We start from the raw sequence: 15,878 nt of genomic DNA, 5'->3' as shown, positions 1-15,878 counted from the left end.
AAACTTAATCGATTAAGAATTTATAACAAAGGAACAACATTGTAAACATCCTGTGAAGAGTTTTTACTCTTGCGCAGCGCCTTATTTAACTTTTATATACTAAAGTTTTAGCTATATTCAGCGGTTCACATCGCAGATAAGAAATAAAAAGCAATATCGATTAAGAACACTACACTTTCAGGTATTCAGAACGAACTGTGAAAAAACATAGATAAACAAAAGCGGGTTGCTTTAGTCGAATTTTAAAATGACTCGGTCATATGTATTATATTTAGCCTATACTACAATCATTTAGTGCACTTAAGTTTGTACGCTTCGCTCTATTCTGTACGACTAAATTTGCTTTTGAAGTAACGCATTAAATTTGAATCACAATGTAATTAAGGCTTTATCCGGTTGAACACGTATCAAGAATCGATATCACAAACTGAAATAGAACGAGACACCACCGACATGCTAATTGGCAATAGCTTTGTCGGCTTTTTGATGACGATATTTGCCTTTTCTGGCCTGGTATTTTTCTTTGAAAGCGACTCCCCTTCAACATTTGCAAACAAACTACAGATTTGGGGAGTAATGGTGTGCGTCTCACTTCTGAGGCTAATTGATGCATTGTATTGGCGCACTAATTTAGCAGGAAAAGCTTATAACCCGCGCCCTGCTTTGATTCGGTTTTCGACCGGGCTTTATGTTACGGGTTGTATTTGGGCGCTTTACTCAGTGCTTTTCTATTCATCCATGGCAACTGTCGAACTAGCAGCGACTATGGTTGTACTCGCAGCGATGTCTGGCGGAGCTGGAACCGTCCTGTCTCCGAACATAAAACTCGTCGGGTTCTACTCTACTGCTCTTCTTGTACCTATGTCGTTATGTGCGTTAATAGATGCTAGCGGGAAATTTTTTATTTTAGGTGTGCTTGGCTTGGTTTTCTGGTTTGGTATTTTCGCCAGTGCTTTTCGCTACCATCGCTTTTTCATCAGTACATTACACCTTAAAGCTAAGAATAATAGTTTGATGGAACAGATGCGTATTGAGCGTAGTGAAACAGTTAAAGTAAACAAACTACTCATAGCTTCAAACGAAAAGCTCGATGCATCTAACGCCAACCTTGAAGCGGAAGTGGAAAGAAGAACGGCGGATTTATATCGGTTGTCCAACAGAGATCCACTGACAAATTTGCTTAATCGCAATGGCTTTCTCAAGCATCTCAACAATTTGATAGACACCACACGTGCGCTTGATAACTCGCTCGCCCTTCTATTTATCGACTTAGACGGATTCAAGCAAGTTAACGACAGTTTAGGACATAAAGTCGGCGATATTGTCCTTGCCGAAATTGCCAACAGACTTCGTAACTATACAGAAGAAAATCACCTGGGAAGATGGGGAGGAGACGAATTCGTCGCCGTAATTCCTTATGCTAATGTTGATACCGCAAAGGCCGTAGCACACGCTATGCGCAGTGGCGTCACTATTCCCATTATTGCGAACGACAATCAGGTAACGTTAGACGCCACTATCGGCATCGCTATGTTCCCCGTCCATGGCGACAGCGCTGTTGATTTAATTCAACAGGCCGACCTGACTATGTATGATCAAAAGCGTAAGCAAAGAGGCTCTATTGGCGTATTTAATGAAACGTTGCACAACGAAATAAAGCGAGAGCAGCGCCTTTGTGAACGCTTAAGATTAGCCATTGAAAATAGTGAGTTTACTGTTTTTTATCAACCTATCATTGACGTCACGACAAACTCCTTGTCGTCAGTAGAAGCGCTTTTACGGTGGAACTGCGACGGAGAAAACATCTCTCCTGCGGTGTTTATCCCCCTTGCAGAGCGCAGCGGGCTAATGCCTGAAATAGGTGCGTGGGTATTAAATAGAGCGCTTATCGACCTTTCACATTGGCAGTTCAAACCCGGCCTCGCAATGTCGATAAATGTATCAGTCGCGCAGCTGCTCGATGACAGCTTCTTTAAAGTTTTAGACAATGCCCTCAGCACAACTAAAATTTCACCAGAACGCCTCTATCTAGAAATAACTGAAAGCGTATTCGCTATTGATAAAGATCTAGTGACTAAACGAGTGAGCGAACTCGTAGCCCGTGATGTCAAAATATCAATTGATGACTTTGGTACAGGTTATTCATCTTTAAACCGTCTTCAATCTATGCCATTCAATTTTATTAAAATTGACCGCTCTTTTATTCAGAATAGCTCTGAAGAGAGTGATACCATAATAAGAGCAACACTTTTAATGGCTAAAGAGTTTGGCTGTAAAACCATTGCAGAGGGCATCGAAACTGAGCAGCAAAGGCAACACTTGTCCCAGCTTGGAACCGACTATTTGCAAGGCTTTTACTTCGCTAGACCAATGAACGCCAACGACCTTATTTCTTGGTATAACGAAAACTACTAATAACCATGGCTCAACTTTATTTTTATTACTCTGCAATGAACGCAGGGAAGTCTACATCACTCCTCCAATCAGCTTATAACTACCGTGAACGCGGTATGCATTCCGTGATTTATACCGCAGCGCTAGATGATCGGTACGGCGTTGGGAAAGTCACTTCTCGTATCGGCTTACAAGCAGATGCCAAGCTATACGCAAAAGGCGATGATTTGTTTGCCTCAATAAGCAAAGACTGCGAAGCGTTAAAGCCCGACTGCATTTTTATTGACGAAGCACAGTTCTTAACAAAGGCACAAGTAAAGCAGCTAGTGGACGTAGTTGATGAACTTGATGTGCCGGTACTAGCCTACGGCCTGCGTACCGACTTTTTAGGTGAAACCTTTGAAGGCAGTCACTATTTGTTGGCTTGGGCAGATAAACTATCTGAACTAAAAACCGTTTGCCATTGCGGCAAAAAAGCAAGTTTCGTGGTGCGTTTAGACGAAAATGGCAATGCAGTAAAAAATGGTGATCAAGTACAAATTGGCGGCAACGACACCTATGAATCAATGTGTCGCAAGCACTTTAAAGAACTCGTTTGGGACTAAATCCAAACGTCGAGTAACCTAACTAAAATAAGCGGTCACTGAACCTCATATCTGTTGCGGGCTATAGCATTTATTGTCCGCTTCTCATTCTCTAAAAAATTTGCCACTCCCCCTTCTGCCCTTTGCCAGATTTCAATCGGCGTTATCCAAACTTTCTCGGTACTATCTAGAGGTAGCAAGAAAAAGCATTAAGCATTCTTGCTAGCCAAGAATAACCGTTTATGACCTGTATTTAAAAACACTTTTCTTAAACAATTAAGAAAACACTTGCGTATGAGTAAAACAACTACTATTGTTAAAACGTTGTAAATAATAAAACCTTTGTTTAACACACTCAGCAAGGTATGACTCATGAAGCACACCAGTACGTTTAAACCTGCGTTAATCGCTATTTCAATTACCGCCGCCCTTAACAGCGGTTCAGTAGTAGCACAAGACACACCAGACGACGAACAAGTAGAAATTATTCAAGTTTCGGGTATTCGAGGCTCTTTGATGCGCGCCCAAGCGGTGAAAATGGACAACGATTCCATTGTTGAGGCCATTTCCGCAGAAGACATCGGTAAGCTTCCAGACTCTTCAATCGCAGAATCACTTGCCCGCTTGCCAGGCCTATCAGGTGAGCGCGTAGGCGGACGAACGTCTGGTATTTCGGTACGTGGCTTCAAAGAAGACTTTACCGGCACCTCGCTGAACGGACGAGAGCTTATCGGTATTGGCGATAACCGTGGCGTAGAGTACGACTTATACCCTGCTGAAATCATGACAGGTGCCACAATTTACAAAACCTCTGACGCGTCGCTTATTGTCCAAGGTATTGGCGGTACAGTAGACTTGCAAACAGTACGCCCTCTAGCAGCCCAGGAAACCCTTACCGTCACTGGGGTCTATGAACTTGGTGGCAACGATTCAGATAATCCAGAGTTCGACAATAGCGGCAACCGTTTTGCCCTTTCCTTTGTAGAAAAGTTTGCAGATGACACGGTAGGTCTCGCACTTGCCATTGCATCAACGGAGTCCCCCAGAAACGAGAGAAAATACGGTGTGTGGGGTTATGGTGAGAATGACGATGGTCAGGTGCTTCCGTTTGGTTTAGACACTCAGGCCATTAGCCGCGTGCTAGAACGCGACACGATTTCAGCCATTCTTCAATGGCGTCCCACCGATAGACTAGACATTGTTTTTGATGCGCTAGATATTGATTATTCCGACTCAGGTGTTATTCGCGGTTTCATCGAACCCTTCGCTGCGGCAAATGTAAGCGGTACAGGCATTAACAACTCGGGCACGCAAGTTAACGCGAATCCAGTACTGCGTACAGATCCCGCGCAAAAAGATGGCGAGCTTCAAACCTTCGGTTTAAATATCAAATACGACATAACCGATGAGTGGTCTCTTACTTTAGACGTGGCAGACAGTGAGTCGAACAAACGTGACTTGCGTGGTGAATCATACGCTGGTTTAGCGCGTTCTGGTGCGCTCGGCGAAGGGCAATTAGGTTCACGTCAATTCGAAATGAGCACTGATGGTATTTACTTTACCGGCAGTAGCGGCCTTGATGCATTCTCTGATCCCACCATGTTACAGCTTGCGGGTCCTCAAGTTTGGGGGGGCGGTATGGCTAACATTGCCGATCAGTTTACCACCGATGTTTTACAGGCAAATGGTCAACCTTACAGCTATTTCAACGCTCAAGATGGCTTCCTGAACTTTGCTGATTTTGAAGAAGAGCTGACCACAATACGTTTTGAGGCAGTTGGTTATGTAGATTGGGGAATCTTCAACACTTTTACGGCCGGCGTAAACTATAGCGACCGATACAAAGCAAAAGATAACAAAGGTTTCTTCGCAACCGCATCATCTTATCCATTTTCTGAAGCGATCCCTGAGCAGTATCTGTACAACGGCTTAGCTGACTTAACCTGGGCTGGCATGGGTTACGTTGTAGCCTACGACGGCTTTGCCCCTTACAACGATGGTGAATATACGCTTAATGATGCAGGGCTTCTAGAGCCTGATCGTTTAGGTGATACCTACACCATTGATGAAGAAGTAACTACATTATACGCCCAGCTAGACTTTGAGACTGAAGTTCAAGGTTTCAATGTAAAAGGTAACGTGGGTGCACAATATGTACAAACAGACCAAAGCTCAACGGGTTTCATTGGTATTGTAGGCCCGAACTTTGCCGTGTGTGACGACGATGGCAACCAAGTGGTTGATGCGGACTGTATTATTACCGATGGCGACGATTACTCTCACTTCCTACCTAGCCTGAACGTAAGTGTCGAACTTAATGAGAATCGCTACCTGCGCTTGGCGGCATCGAAAACCATTAGTCGAGCGCGTATCGACCAAATGAAAGCATCAGGCTTTGTTAAGTTTGATCAAAATATTGAGCTGATTGCCACAGAAAATTCTGAGGCGGCGGTGAGAGAGTTCGGCTCGCCATGGTCTAAATTTACGGGTAACCCAACCCTTCGTCCGTTAGAAGCCAACAACTTTGACATTTCATTTGAAAACTACTTCGAGGAAGAAGGTTATGTCTCGATTGCGCTTTTCTATAAAGATTTGGTCAATTGGACCCGCGACGGTAACCAGCTTATTGATTTCACGAATGACGTAACCAATGACGGTGCGAACTACTTCATCCCTGGATTCCATGACAGGGTCGTGGACGTTGCTGGTAACTACGGCCCGCAAGACACGCCTTACGAAGTGGGCGATTTAGTAACTCCGCCAGACCAAGGCTTCTATTCATTCTTCGAAGATGGCCTAAAAGGTGAAATGAAAGGGGTTGAGCTAACGGCCAATGTTCCTTTGAGAATGCTCACTGACTCTCTGGATGGATTTGGTATTGCCGCTTCTGCGACAATCCTAGATGCGGAGCTTGAAGATGGAACAGCCATTCCAGGCCAATCAGACAATACGTACAGCATTACAGCGTACTATGAGATGAACGGCTTTGAGATTAGGGTTGCAGCAACCGATCGTTCTGAGTTCCTCACGTATCAGCGTGGTGGTTCAAACAAAATTGAGCCGGCAACTCGTAACGCCGTTACCCAAGTCGATGCTCAAATTAGCTACGATTTTGCAGATAGCGGAATTGAGTACTTGGAAGGGCTAAGAGTGTCGTTACAAGGCGTCAACCTGACTGATGAGAAAGAAGAAACCATTGATGATGCGGGCATTGTTACGCTCCGCCGCGAGTTTGGTCCTTCTTATATGCTAAACCTCAACTATTCGTTCTATTAAAAGGGACCATCCCTTTTGAACGTACGAAAATAATGGCACGCATCTTTAGATAGTGGATACGTGCCTTGCATTACTGCCATGTAAAGTGTGGCAGTAATGCGTAACTCTGATACTGTTTAATTTCACCCTTCTTTTATTGCAGAGCCTTTAATGACAACACCACACCGAATTGTTATTGCTGGAGGCGGCACAGCAGGTTGGATGGCTGCCAACCTTTTAGCTCACCGCTGGGCTAATCAAGCTGTGACCATCACACTCATAGAATCAGAAGACATTGGCACAATAGGCGTAGGCGAAGGCTCGACACCTACTCTCAAGCGTTTCTTCCAAACTCTTGATATTCCTGAGTATGATTGGATGGAAGAGTGCCAAGCAACGTATAAAGTTAATATCAAGTTCACGGGCTGGAATGGCAATAATTCACACAGCTACTCTCACCCCTTTATTAGCCAGCTAGATGTTTTTAGTGAACGAGCATTTCACGTTAATGCCTTAACCAGAAGGCTGGGTCTCGATGTTGAAACTCGACCTGATAAGTTTCTTATAGCGGGGTATTTGGCAAAGAAAAACCTTGCCCCTCTTCCCTCACATAATTTTCCATTCGATATAGAATACGGCTACCACTTTGACTCTCTAAAACTTGGACGATTCTTACGCGAGCGCGCTAAATCAAAAGGCGTATATCACGTTGTTGGTAATATTGAATCGGTGCATACCTCACCATCTGGCGACATTTCACATCTCGTTTGTCAAGACGGACAAAAACTTGATGGAGATCTGTTCATAGATTGCACGGGTTTTTCAGGACTCCTTTTACAAAAGACGCTAGGCGTACCGTTTAGGGACTTTAGTGACAACCTATTCAATGACTCGGCCGTTGTGTTGCCTACACCAGCATGCGCTAATTTACCGGTTGAAACCGAGTCGGTTGCCATGTCGAACGGTTGGCGTTGGCAGATACCCCTTCGCAACCGCACGGGAAACGGGTATGTGTATAGTCAGCAGTACCAAGAGAAAGACGCTGCAGAATGTGAATTGCGACGCGCATTGGGGATGGAAAATACCGATGTTGAAGCAAAGCACTTGTCTATGCGTGTAGGTCAATGTGAAAGGCATTGGGAGAAGAATTGTCTTGCACTAGGCTTGTCGCAAGGGTTTATTGAACCTTTAGAAGCAACGGCACTACACCTAGTTCAAACGAGCATCGAGCTTTTCGCGGACAACTATTCTTTCAACGAAAATAGTGCTCAACAGAGACAGGCGTTTAATCAGGAAGTTTCAGAGCGCTTTGAACGCGTCCGAGATTATATCGTATGTCATTACAAGCTAAACGGGCGCAACGACAGTAACTATTGGAGAGACAACAGAGCTAACATGAAGCTGTCCGAATCACTGCTAAGTTTGCTTGATGTGTGGTACAGAAAAGGGGATATTGTTGAGGAAATAAAGCGCCAAGGTATTGGTCGACATTTCAGCACTACGTCATGGCACTGTTTGTTGTCTGGCTATGGTGTATACCCACCACCGGCACTCAATCAGCCCGCTTCTTTGAAGGAAAGCGGCGATCTTTTTGAAGAAAAGAAACTTGCCGCATTTTTTAATCGCTGCTCGTTAAACTTTGATAAGCAATCTACCTTATTTAACGCGGGCTGAACCTCTTGGCTCAGCCTATACCGTCTCGCCGACTTGCAATTCAAAAGGCAGCGTACTCTTTGCTGTTACTTGATTAAGCAGTGCTTTTGTTGCTTCTACGCCTTTGCCACTGCTGGATTGGCAAACTGTAGTAAGACGCGGGCGCGCACGCTCGGCTTCCCCAATACCATCAAACCCTGTAATTTTCAGCTCTTCCGGTACCTTAATATTCATATCCAAGGCTAAGTGAAGTAGCTCAAGTGCTATAATGTCACTCATACACAAAACCACATTAGGTCTTGGAGAGCTGGTCAGTACTTCTTTGGCTGCCTGTCTTGCAAAGTGTCTGTCACTTTCTGGAAGGTGCCAAATACGCTCATTGCTTACCGTGATGTTCTTTTCTTCAGCGGCCCTTAAATAACCATCAAGTCGACGGTGAGCAATTGAGCTGTCTACGTCAATCAACGGACTATCGTAAATACGACATGTAGAAGGCGAGTCAATCAGGCGAAGCCCAAAGATTGCCACATTGTCACCTTCATTTAACGCATGAGACGCAACGCGATAGGCCGCCTCTTCGTTATCAATATTAATAGATGGCTTGTCTTCGATATCAAAGTCAACGGTGACCACAGGTTTTGGCGACACTGCCAACTCCGCTACCAAGTTGCTGTTGCGCGGTTGTCCGTAACAGATAAAACCATCAACAAAATCTACAACATCAAGAATGCTGTCAGAGTCGCCCGCGTACAGTAACAAATGCTTGCCATTTTCTTGAAGCGCAGAAGAAACACCTTTAATAAAAGTACTCGCGACGGGGTCACTCACCATATATGAAATGCTGTCGGCTAATACTAAAGCCACAATATTTGATGTGCCCTTTCTGAGGATCTGTGCTGCTTTATTGGGGCCGCTGTAACCAATCTTTTTGCACTGCGCTAAAATCTCTTCGCGCTTCGCTTTTGATAATTGGTCCGGGCGGTTAAATGCATTTGAAATGGTTGCCGTTGAAACGCCCAACTGTTCAGCAACATCTTTTAGGGTAAGTTTTGTTTTATTCATTATTTTTAGCTCTTTTCACGAAACTAACTACCCAGAGTTAAAAACAAAAAAGGGTAGCAAGCGTGCGCTCTGACTACCCTCTGACTATATCATTAACTTAAACGTTTAACGCGTGAAATTTAGCGCTAATTCGATGAGTTGTGTAACAAATTGCTCAATGGCTTAATTTTTAGAGATTTTCGCTCTTAGCGCGTACCAAAGATTTTGTCTCCAGCATCCCCCAATCCCGGTAGGATATAGCCTTTCTCATTCAATCTATCATCGATTGCGGCGGTAAAGATATCAACATCAGGGTGTGCTTCAACAACGGCTTTAATGCCTTCAGGCGCAGCAACAAGGAATAGTCCCATTATTCTTCGACACCCTTTCTTTTTCAGAAGGTCGATTGTTGCAATCAACGTACCGCCTGTTGCCAGCATTGGGTCAACAATCAGTGCAGTACGCTCATCTATGTTTTTTACTACCTTGTCAAAATAGGCAACTGGCTGCAGTGTATCTTCATCACGGTACAGACCGACTACACTAATCTTCGCATTTGGAATAAGTTCCAGTACGCCTTCAAGCATACCTAAGCCAGCACGAAGAATAGGGACAACAGTTATTTTCTTACCTTTAATTTGTCTTACTTCTACCTCATCTCCCGACCAACTTTTAATCGTCGCTCTTTCCGTAGGCAGTGTTCGCGTTGCTTCATAAGTCAGAAGGTTCCCTACTTCAGAGGCAAGCTCGCGAAAGTCTTTGCTGCTAATTTTAGCGTATCGCATAAGCCCTAGTTTGTGCGCAATAAGCGGGTGGGTAATTTCGTGAACGGCCATGTAAGACTCCTTGTAATCGATTTAGCTATATTTTAACCCAGAAGTATTTTAGTTAAAGCGATTAGTCGTAAAAATATGTTTATTCAATGCTTTAAAACGCCACATCAACGCTAGACAGAGTGGATAAATGCTATAACCTATTGCGTAGGCTATAGCCACAGTTCGTGGCGCAATTCACGATCATGAATGTATAGCGCTCGCTATGAATTGTCGTAGTTACGCGCTAATGAGATCGATTGAGAAAGTTTCAGGAAGTTCAATTTTCTCAAAACAGCCGAATCAAACTTACTATTCAAACCATGTTTATCTATGTCAAAAGGAATTGTTTATGCATTCTTACGCTAAACGTTTTCGCTATTTTGCTGTAATGGCACTGAGTTTCTGTGCCCATAATGCCTTTGCACAATGGGAGCAAATCACTCCTGAAAATGAGGTGGTGGTATCAGTACCTGGCGGCGGTGAAAAAACCGTGTACCCATCATGTTCTCTTCCCGCTTTACCGGGACCAGAGGGGTTAGCACCCAACCCATTCTCGTTTTATTTCGAACAAGGAGAAAGTGATAACCTACTTATCTACTTCAATGGTGGCGGCGCCTGCTGGGACAGTGCAACTTGCTTAGCGTCAATGCAGCTTGAGTTTGACGACAACCCGATGTCGCGAGCCGCTTATAACCCATCAGCCGTAATCGAAAATACGCCATTTATTTCAGGCGGAATATTTGAAGATACACAAGAGAACCCTTTTCAAACTTGGTCAAAAGTTTTCATTCCCTACTGTACTGGCGACCTACACTTAGGCTCAAAAGACACGCATTACGTTGACGAGCTTGGTATCGTTACAGGTCTACCTGGTGCCGAAGTTACTTTAAAGCACCGTGGTCACGACAACGCGCTAGTTGTTATGCAATGGATTAAAGAAAAACTGAACAACGATGATTTATCACCCAACAAAGTGCTACTCAGTGGAAGCAGTGCGGGCGGTTATGGTGCAACGTTCAACTTCCCCTACTTTCAATCGCTGTTTGGCCGCACAAAGGTTGCCCTCTTCGCTGATGCGTCGCTTGGTGTTATATCCCGAGGCTTTACGCAAACAGTACTAAACTATCAAGGGCCATGGGGGATAGAAGATACACTACCACGTAATTTCCAATCACTGATTGGCAATTTTAACCATCTAATGCTCAATAAGCAGGTGATGCTGCGATTAGCTTATCAGTACCCTTGGAACCGTTTTGCGCAATATTCAACAGGAACTGACATTGTTCAAATTCAGTTTTCTAAAATCTCTGATCAGGTCTCTAGAGGTAATTTAGACCCAACAACATGGGGTGTAACAGAATCTGATTTAGGCTACATACTTGGCTGGCAGCTTCAGGCTAATGCGTCACTTCATGCGCTGTCAGCTTTCACATGGAATTATCAATTTTACCTTGGTGAAGGCACCTGTCACATGGTGCTAAACGATTTTTGTGAAGATAATGCCTTCCCAGTATCCTCACCTAGCCCATTTTATAATGAGCAGAGTGCGCGGGGCATTTCCTTTAACGAATGGCTACACACGTTTGCTACGTCGCGCCGCTTTAGAGAAAATAGCGCGGCATACTATCACTAGGATACGTAGTGCGAACTTGTATTAAAAAGTAATCAATAACATGGCAAGTCCAACCCGGAAGTGGTTGGATTAGCCATATTTATACCTGCGGTAATACGCCGCGAATACGAACATTTTAAGTCTCGCTGAGTGGGTAATTATCTATGAGGACTGGTATTACAACTAGAATTTGTCGTTCCTTGCTGTGCATTTATGCAGCAACAAATTAACACGCCCTACTACCCTACTTGTAAAGTAGCGCCATCAGGCATAGTCACTTCAATTTTCATGTTCCCGCCAACCGCAGCTAAATATGCAGCCGCACGTTGAAGTGAAACGTCCTGAATACGTTTTGATTCCAACTTACTTACGCCAGAAGCTGTGACCGATAACGCCATTGCTACTACTTCCTGTTTAACTCTGTGCTGCTTTCTAATGTCACCTAGTGTGATTTCTTTCATTGTCTTTTACCGAGAATTACGGGCATTAAAAAAGCCCAGATGGTGATACCTTCTGGGCTTTTGCAAAACGTTCTACCTGCAGTGCCCAGAAGCCAATACTTGCCCCTGAACACCGACGGTCAGGTGCAATCAGTAATTAAAATTATAAAAATAACCAGTTGAAACGTTTTGCATGATAATTCTCTTTTCACAATGTGCTTGTACAAACGACCCTGTGCCGCGACTAAGCTAAATATTGAGGCTTCGGTGCTTTTCAAAAATTCAGTAGCGGCCTTCTGTCACTTATCCTTAACCATACCATGTAGATAAGCAATAGCAATGACTTTCCAAAAAGGAAAGTGCCTAAAGCATGCTATGAGTGCGTGATTAGACAAGAAATGCCTTTAAAAGGCTACGCTATCTCCCACCGCCGCTTGCTTGAGTGATGCTAGAAAATTGGGGACCTGGTCGTTTCCTTCTTCAGGAGACCAGCTTGCAAAGCCTTTATCATCGGTGACTTCGTAAGGACCCTGTTTAACTTCCATGAAAACTACTGGGCTATGACACACCGTTGCGTGCCAGGTATTAGGAGGAATCTCAATTCCGCTGGTCTCTCCACGAGCCGTTAGCGTCACTCTGTTTTCAACGTCGCCATCGTCGCTGAAAAATAGAATGTCTAACTCGCCCTCTACCACCATGAAGAACTCCCACTTATGAGACTGTACATGTCGATGAGGCCGCACGTAGGAGTCAGGCATCATTGCAATAAACAAACGCTGTACCATGTCGGTATAAGATTTATGTACGTTCAAATTAGCCCGTCGGCGAGGACTTTCCTCAGCCGACTGTTTAAGCGTTTCAAACAACGCCTTATTAAAATACTGAATCTTATCCAACATCACACCCTGTCTATTATTGCGATAGTAATTTAAAGCGTATCGCTCCTCCCCCCGATGGCGCAAGCTTTAATGACAAGACATCAGCAGACGTCACTACCTTTTTCTCGATGTTCATTGCGTAGGGGTTTGTTTTCCAATGCGCTTTCTCTCCATCCAGATAGAACTGCGCTTCATACTGCTGACCTTCCTCTAGAAAGGTTAGCGGTAGTGATAACTCTCTGGCTTCTTCATTCGTAATTGCACCAACATACCAATCGTTTCCAGAGTAGGATTTGTGCTTGCTCGCTTTACGCGCCATTACAATATATTCGCCCACTTCCCCTTGAAGCGCTTTACTATGAGACCAATCTGTAGGGACGTCTTTAATAAACTGAAACGCCGGTAAATTATTCTCATAATTACGAGGTAAGTCTGCTGCCATTTGGATAGGGCTGTACAGCACTACATATTGGGCCAGTTGCTTGGCAAGCGTTGTTTGAGGGCGCATAACCTCTCCTTTGCCCCACTCTATTCCGCCGTCATTTTTTCTTATGTAGTCAAAATTGAAAATGCCAGGTGTGAAATCCATCGGACCAGCGAGCATGCGAGTAAACGCCAACATGGGAATATGGTTAGGCGGATTAGGCGCCGCCCACCCTGAGTTGTATTCCTGACCACGAGCGCTTTCTCGCGATATCCAGTTCGGATAAGTACGGCGAAGGCCGGTATCTTTTACCGATTCATGAGTGTTGATGGACAACTGATATTTCGCAGCGGTTGTGACGTTTTTAATGAAATGATTTACCACGTCCTGGCTGTCGGTATATTCATAGCGCAGTACGTTGTTGTCGTCGCGCACTTTGAGATTTTGGCCATGGGCAACATAGCCCGTTTTAATTTGAGAAACCCCCAACTTGTTGTACAGGGCAAAACCGTCTTCCATTTGCGCTTCGTAGTTGGTTATTCCTCCTGATGTTTCATGGTGTCCTATTAACTTCACGCCAACTTTCTCGCCGTAGCTGGTCACCGCTTCAATATCAAAGTCTGGATAACTTTCTGTGAAAGAAAATAACTCTGAATTCGCTATCCAATCACCATCCCAACCTTTATTCCAACCTTCAACCAATACACCATCAAAACCGTGTTTAGCGGCGAAGTCCATGTATTGCTTTGTGCGCTGAGTAGTAGCACCATGCTTGTCTCCAGAGCCCCACGTATACTCATCAATGTGCATTCCCCACCAAATACCTATGTATTTTCCTGGTTCAACCCAGCTCACGTCACCGAGTTTATTTGGCTCATTAAGATTCAAAACAAGGTATGAATTAACCAAATCCGTTGCGTCATTTCCTAACGTAATAGTGCGCCATGGGGTAACTAAACTGCCAGTTTTATGTACCAAACTCCCGTCGTGACGAGGTGCCAGCGACGCTGTAAAACGCCCTAACTCTTGTCTTTTAAGGCTCATACCCGCGTAATCAACAAGGGCAGCTTCATGAATAGCGACATGAGTGCCGTTTTCATACTTCACCGTGAATGGCGTGTGAGCGGTATGAACGTCTTGCAGATTAGTGGATTGATAAACATATTCATATCTATCTCGACCATGGGCGGGGATCCAAAACGCTTTTGCTTGATGAGAATCGACTAAGTTAAATTCAGTCAGCTCTCTAGTAATTATGCGATTACCGCTTGCAGGTAGCTCGTAGCGAAAGCCGATACCATCGTTAAAAACTCTGGCTCTTACAAGAAAAGTGCGGTCTTTATCGCTAGGGTTATAGAACTTGACCAAAAGCTCATTGTGGTTGTCGCGAATGTTTCGCTGCTCTCCCCACGGCTGCTGCCATGTTTGATCCACCGTATTCCTGCTTATCTCTTCTACTTTAAAGTCGCGATATAAAGGGGCGGCTTTTGCAAAAGTAAAACCAAGCTTACCGAGCCCTAAAACGGGTTTTCCGTTAAATGACACCCGATATTGCGCTAATTCGCCATCATCTGTGAACGATAACTTTACTTTTTTATCTGGGGAGAGAACCGACAACTCATTAGCTATTGAAGGCAAGGAGACGGCCAATAGAAGGAGCAAAAATACGCGCATAAAATATCCAACAAAAGTTGTTAACCTAATGTTAGTATCAAGTAATAGCGAATTTTTGCAACCTATTTCTTAATCGATTAAGCCTGTTTTTTGGTTAGCGCTTATTTTTCTTCATCCTACGGCTTTGTTCTTGACGCTTTTCTTCTCGTTTTTCTTTCCGATCTTTCTTATCAGGCGTTAACGAGCCTGTTTTGAATTTTGCTTTACGCTTGGCTTTCGCTTCAGCTTTCTTCGCCGCCTCAAGTGCCATTTCTTCTTTTTCGACTTCCAGCATTTCTGGTGTCTCAAGGGTTATTCGCCCTAACTTACCCGACTGCAGTTCTTTAAGCAGGATCTCGCATATTTTATGAAGGTTTACACGACCACCCGCTTGAATTGCCCCACGCGTTTTGGCAGCGGCTTCCAGAAACTCTATTTCAGTATCTGGCAACTCGTCCAGCTTGTAGCGCTCCTTCATTACCTCTGGATACGCTTTAATGAGGTAATCTGCCGCAAAAAAACCGACATCGTCGTATTCCATGGCTGTATTTTTAACAGCGCCCGATGAAGCTAACCGATAAATTGAATGTGGGTTTTCAAGCTTAGGCCACAGTACTCCCGGTGTATCAAACAAGATAATACCGCTGCCTAAATTTATGCGCTGCTGGCTTTTCGTTACAGCTGGCTCGTTGCCTGTTTTAGCAATGATTCGGTCGGCTAAAATATTAATTAGCGTCGATTTACCCACGTTAGGTATACCCGTGATCATAGCTTTAATTGCTTTTGGCTGACCTTCTTTATACGAACAAATGCTTTTAACCAGCTGCATAATTTGCTTGCTGTTGCCCGGGTTATCGCTAGAGGTCGTGATCGTCTTCACGCCGCGCTCTTTCTCTAAGCTCTCCTGCCAGCGCGCAGTAATTTCTGGGTCTGCCAAATCATACTTATTAAGAATTTTAATACAGGGCTTATCGCCGCGTATTTTTGCAATTTCGGGGTTTTCACTGGAATATGGAATACGCGCGTCAAGCACCTCAATAAGAATGTCTACTTGATTAAGCGACTCTTTAATTTCTTTCAGGGCCTTGTGCATATGCCCTGGGAACCATTGTAATGCCATGGTTGTTTC

The 15,878-nt window shown here is 44.3% G+C and carries 11 protein-coding genes; 5 read left to right on the top strand and 6 right to left on the bottom strand.

Going from position 1 to position 15,878, the window contains the following annotated elements:
• Window positions 1–396 precede the first annotated feature (396 nt).
• The 4 genes from MHN00_RS06805 to MHN00_RS06790 all read left to right on the top strand — a co-directional run bounded on the left by MHN00_RS06805 (window position 397) and on the right by MHN00_RS06790 (window position 7,907).
• Window positions 397–2,415, top strand: coding sequence for a bifunctional diguanylate cyclase/phosphodiesterase (locus tag MHN00_RS06805; protein WP_075177000.1), 2,019 nt, complete (start codon window positions 397–399; stop codon window positions 2,413–2,415).
• A gap of 5 nt (window positions 2,416–2,420) precedes the next feature.
• A complete protein-coding gene (locus MHN00_RS06800; protein WP_014950261.1) occupies window positions 2,421–2,999 on the top strand; it encodes a thymidine kinase in 579 nt (192 codons plus the stop codon).
• Window positions 3,000–3,350: 351 nt separating this feature from the next.
• Window positions 3,351–6,254 carry a TonB-dependent receptor gene (locus MHN00_RS06795; RefSeq protein ID WP_239300744.1) on the top strand — a complete coding sequence of 968 codons (2,904 nt, stop codon included), beginning with the start codon at window positions 3,351–3,353 and terminating at the stop codon, window positions 6,252–6,254.
• A 150-nt stretch (window positions 6,255–6,404) separates the two neighbouring features.
• Entirely contained in the window at window positions 6,405–7,907 is a 1,503-nt protein-coding gene (locus MHN00_RS06790) for a tryptophan halogenase family protein (RefSeq protein ID WP_239300743.1), read from the top strand.
• 15 nt (window positions 7,908–7,922) lie between these two features.
• Here the strand turns inward: MHN00_RS06790 and MHN00_RS06785 are convergent, their stop codons facing one another.
• On the bottom strand, window positions 7,923–8,948 hold the full coding sequence (locus tag MHN00_RS06785; RefSeq protein WP_014950264.1) for a LacI family DNA-binding transcriptional regulator: 1,026 nt from the start codon (window positions 8,946–8,948) through the stop codon (window positions 7,923–7,925).
• Window positions 8,949–9,133: 185 nt separating this feature from the next.
• Entirely contained in the window at window positions 9,134–9,763 is a 630-nt protein-coding gene (upp, locus tag MHN00_RS06780) for a uracil phosphoribosyltransferase (protein WP_014950265.1), read from the bottom strand.
• Between the two features lie 328 nt (window positions 9,764–10,091).
• On the opposite strand from upp, the gene MHN00_RS06775 reads away from it, so the two are divergent.
• A complete protein-coding gene (locus MHN00_RS06775) occupies window positions 10,092–11,375 on the top strand; it encodes a pectinacetylesterase family protein (RefSeq protein WP_239300742.1) in 1,284 nt (427 codons plus the stop codon).
• A gap of 218 nt (window positions 11,376–11,593) precedes the next feature.
• Here MHN00_RS06775 and MHN00_RS06770 read toward each other — a convergent pair whose 3' ends face one another.
• The 4 genes from MHN00_RS06770 to ylqF all read right to left on the bottom strand — a co-directional run bounded on the left by MHN00_RS06770 (window position 11,594) and on the right by ylqF (window position 15,869).
• Window positions 11,594–11,815 (bottom strand): XRE family transcriptional regulator, encoded by a 222-nt coding sequence (locus MHN00_RS06770; RefSeq protein WP_014950268.1) that lies wholly within the window; start codon window positions 11,813–11,815, stop codon window positions 11,594–11,596.
• Between the two features lie 383 nt (window positions 11,816–12,198).
• Window positions 12,199–12,693, bottom strand: coding sequence for a WbuC family cupin fold metalloprotein (locus MHN00_RS06765; protein ID WP_239300855.1), 495 nt, complete (start codon window positions 12,691–12,693; stop codon window positions 12,199–12,201).
• Between the two features lie 13 nt (window positions 12,694–12,706).
• Window positions 12,707–14,770 (bottom strand): glycoside hydrolase family 97 protein, encoded by a 2,064-nt coding sequence (locus MHN00_RS06760; RefSeq protein WP_239300741.1) that lies wholly within the window; start codon window positions 14,768–14,770, stop codon window positions 12,707–12,709.
• A 94-nt stretch (window positions 14,771–14,864) separates the two neighbouring features.
• Window positions 14,865–15,869 (bottom strand): ribosome biogenesis GTPase YlqF, encoded by a 1,005-nt coding sequence (gene ylqF / locus MHN00_RS06755; RefSeq protein WP_014977114.1) that lies wholly within the window; start codon window positions 15,867–15,869, stop codon window positions 14,865–14,867.
• Window positions 15,870–15,878: the final 9 nt, after the last annotated feature.

This window comes from Alteromonas sp. Cnat2-8, assembly GCF_022348355.1.
GTDB classification, from domain to species: Bacteria; Pseudomonadota; Gammaproteobacteria; order Enterobacterales; family Alteromonadaceae; genus Alteromonas; species Alteromonas macleodii.
This window is presented reverse-complemented; position numbering and strand designations above follow the sequence as displayed.

Excerpts from the sequence above, each read along its gene's own strand:
- MHN00_RS06765 (WP_239300855.1), bottom strand. The coding sequence starts at position 12,693 with ATGTTGGATAAGATTCAGTATTTTAATAAGGCGTTGTTTGAAACGCTT.
- MHN00_RS06760 (WP_239300741.1), bottom strand. The coding sequence starts at position 14,770 with ATGCGCGTATTTTTGCTCCTTCTATTGGCCGTCTCCTTGCCTTCAATA.
- MHN00_RS06775 (WP_239300742.1), top strand. The coding sequence starts at position 10,092 with ATGCATTCTTACGCTAAACGTTTTCGCTATTTTGCTGTAATGGCACTG.
- upp (WP_014950265.1), bottom strand. The coding sequence starts at position 9,763 with ATGGCCGTTCACGAAATTACCCACCCGCTTATTGCGCACAAACTAGGG.
- MHN00_RS06785 (WP_014950264.1), bottom strand. The coding sequence starts at position 8,948 with ATGAATAAAACAAAACTTACCCTAAAAGATGTTGCTGAACAGTTGGGC.
- MHN00_RS06795 (WP_239300744.1), top strand. The coding sequence starts at position 3,351 with ATGAAGCACACCAGTACGTTTAAACCTGCGTTAATCGCTATTTCAATT.
- MHN00_RS06770 (WP_014950268.1), bottom strand. The coding sequence starts at position 11,815 with ATGAAAGAAATCACACTAGGTGACATTAGAAAGCAGCACAGAGTTAAA.
- ylqF (WP_014977114.1), bottom strand. The coding sequence starts at position 15,869 with ATGGCATTACAATGGTTCCCAGGGCATATGCACAAGGCCCTGAAAGAA.
- MHN00_RS06800 (WP_014950261.1), top strand. The coding sequence starts at position 2,421 with ATGGCTCAACTTTATTTTTATTACTCTGCAATGAACGCAGGGAAGTCT.
- MHN00_RS06790 (WP_239300743.1), top strand. The coding sequence starts at position 6,405 with ATGACAACACCACACCGAATTGTTATTGCTGGAGGCGGCACAGCAGGT.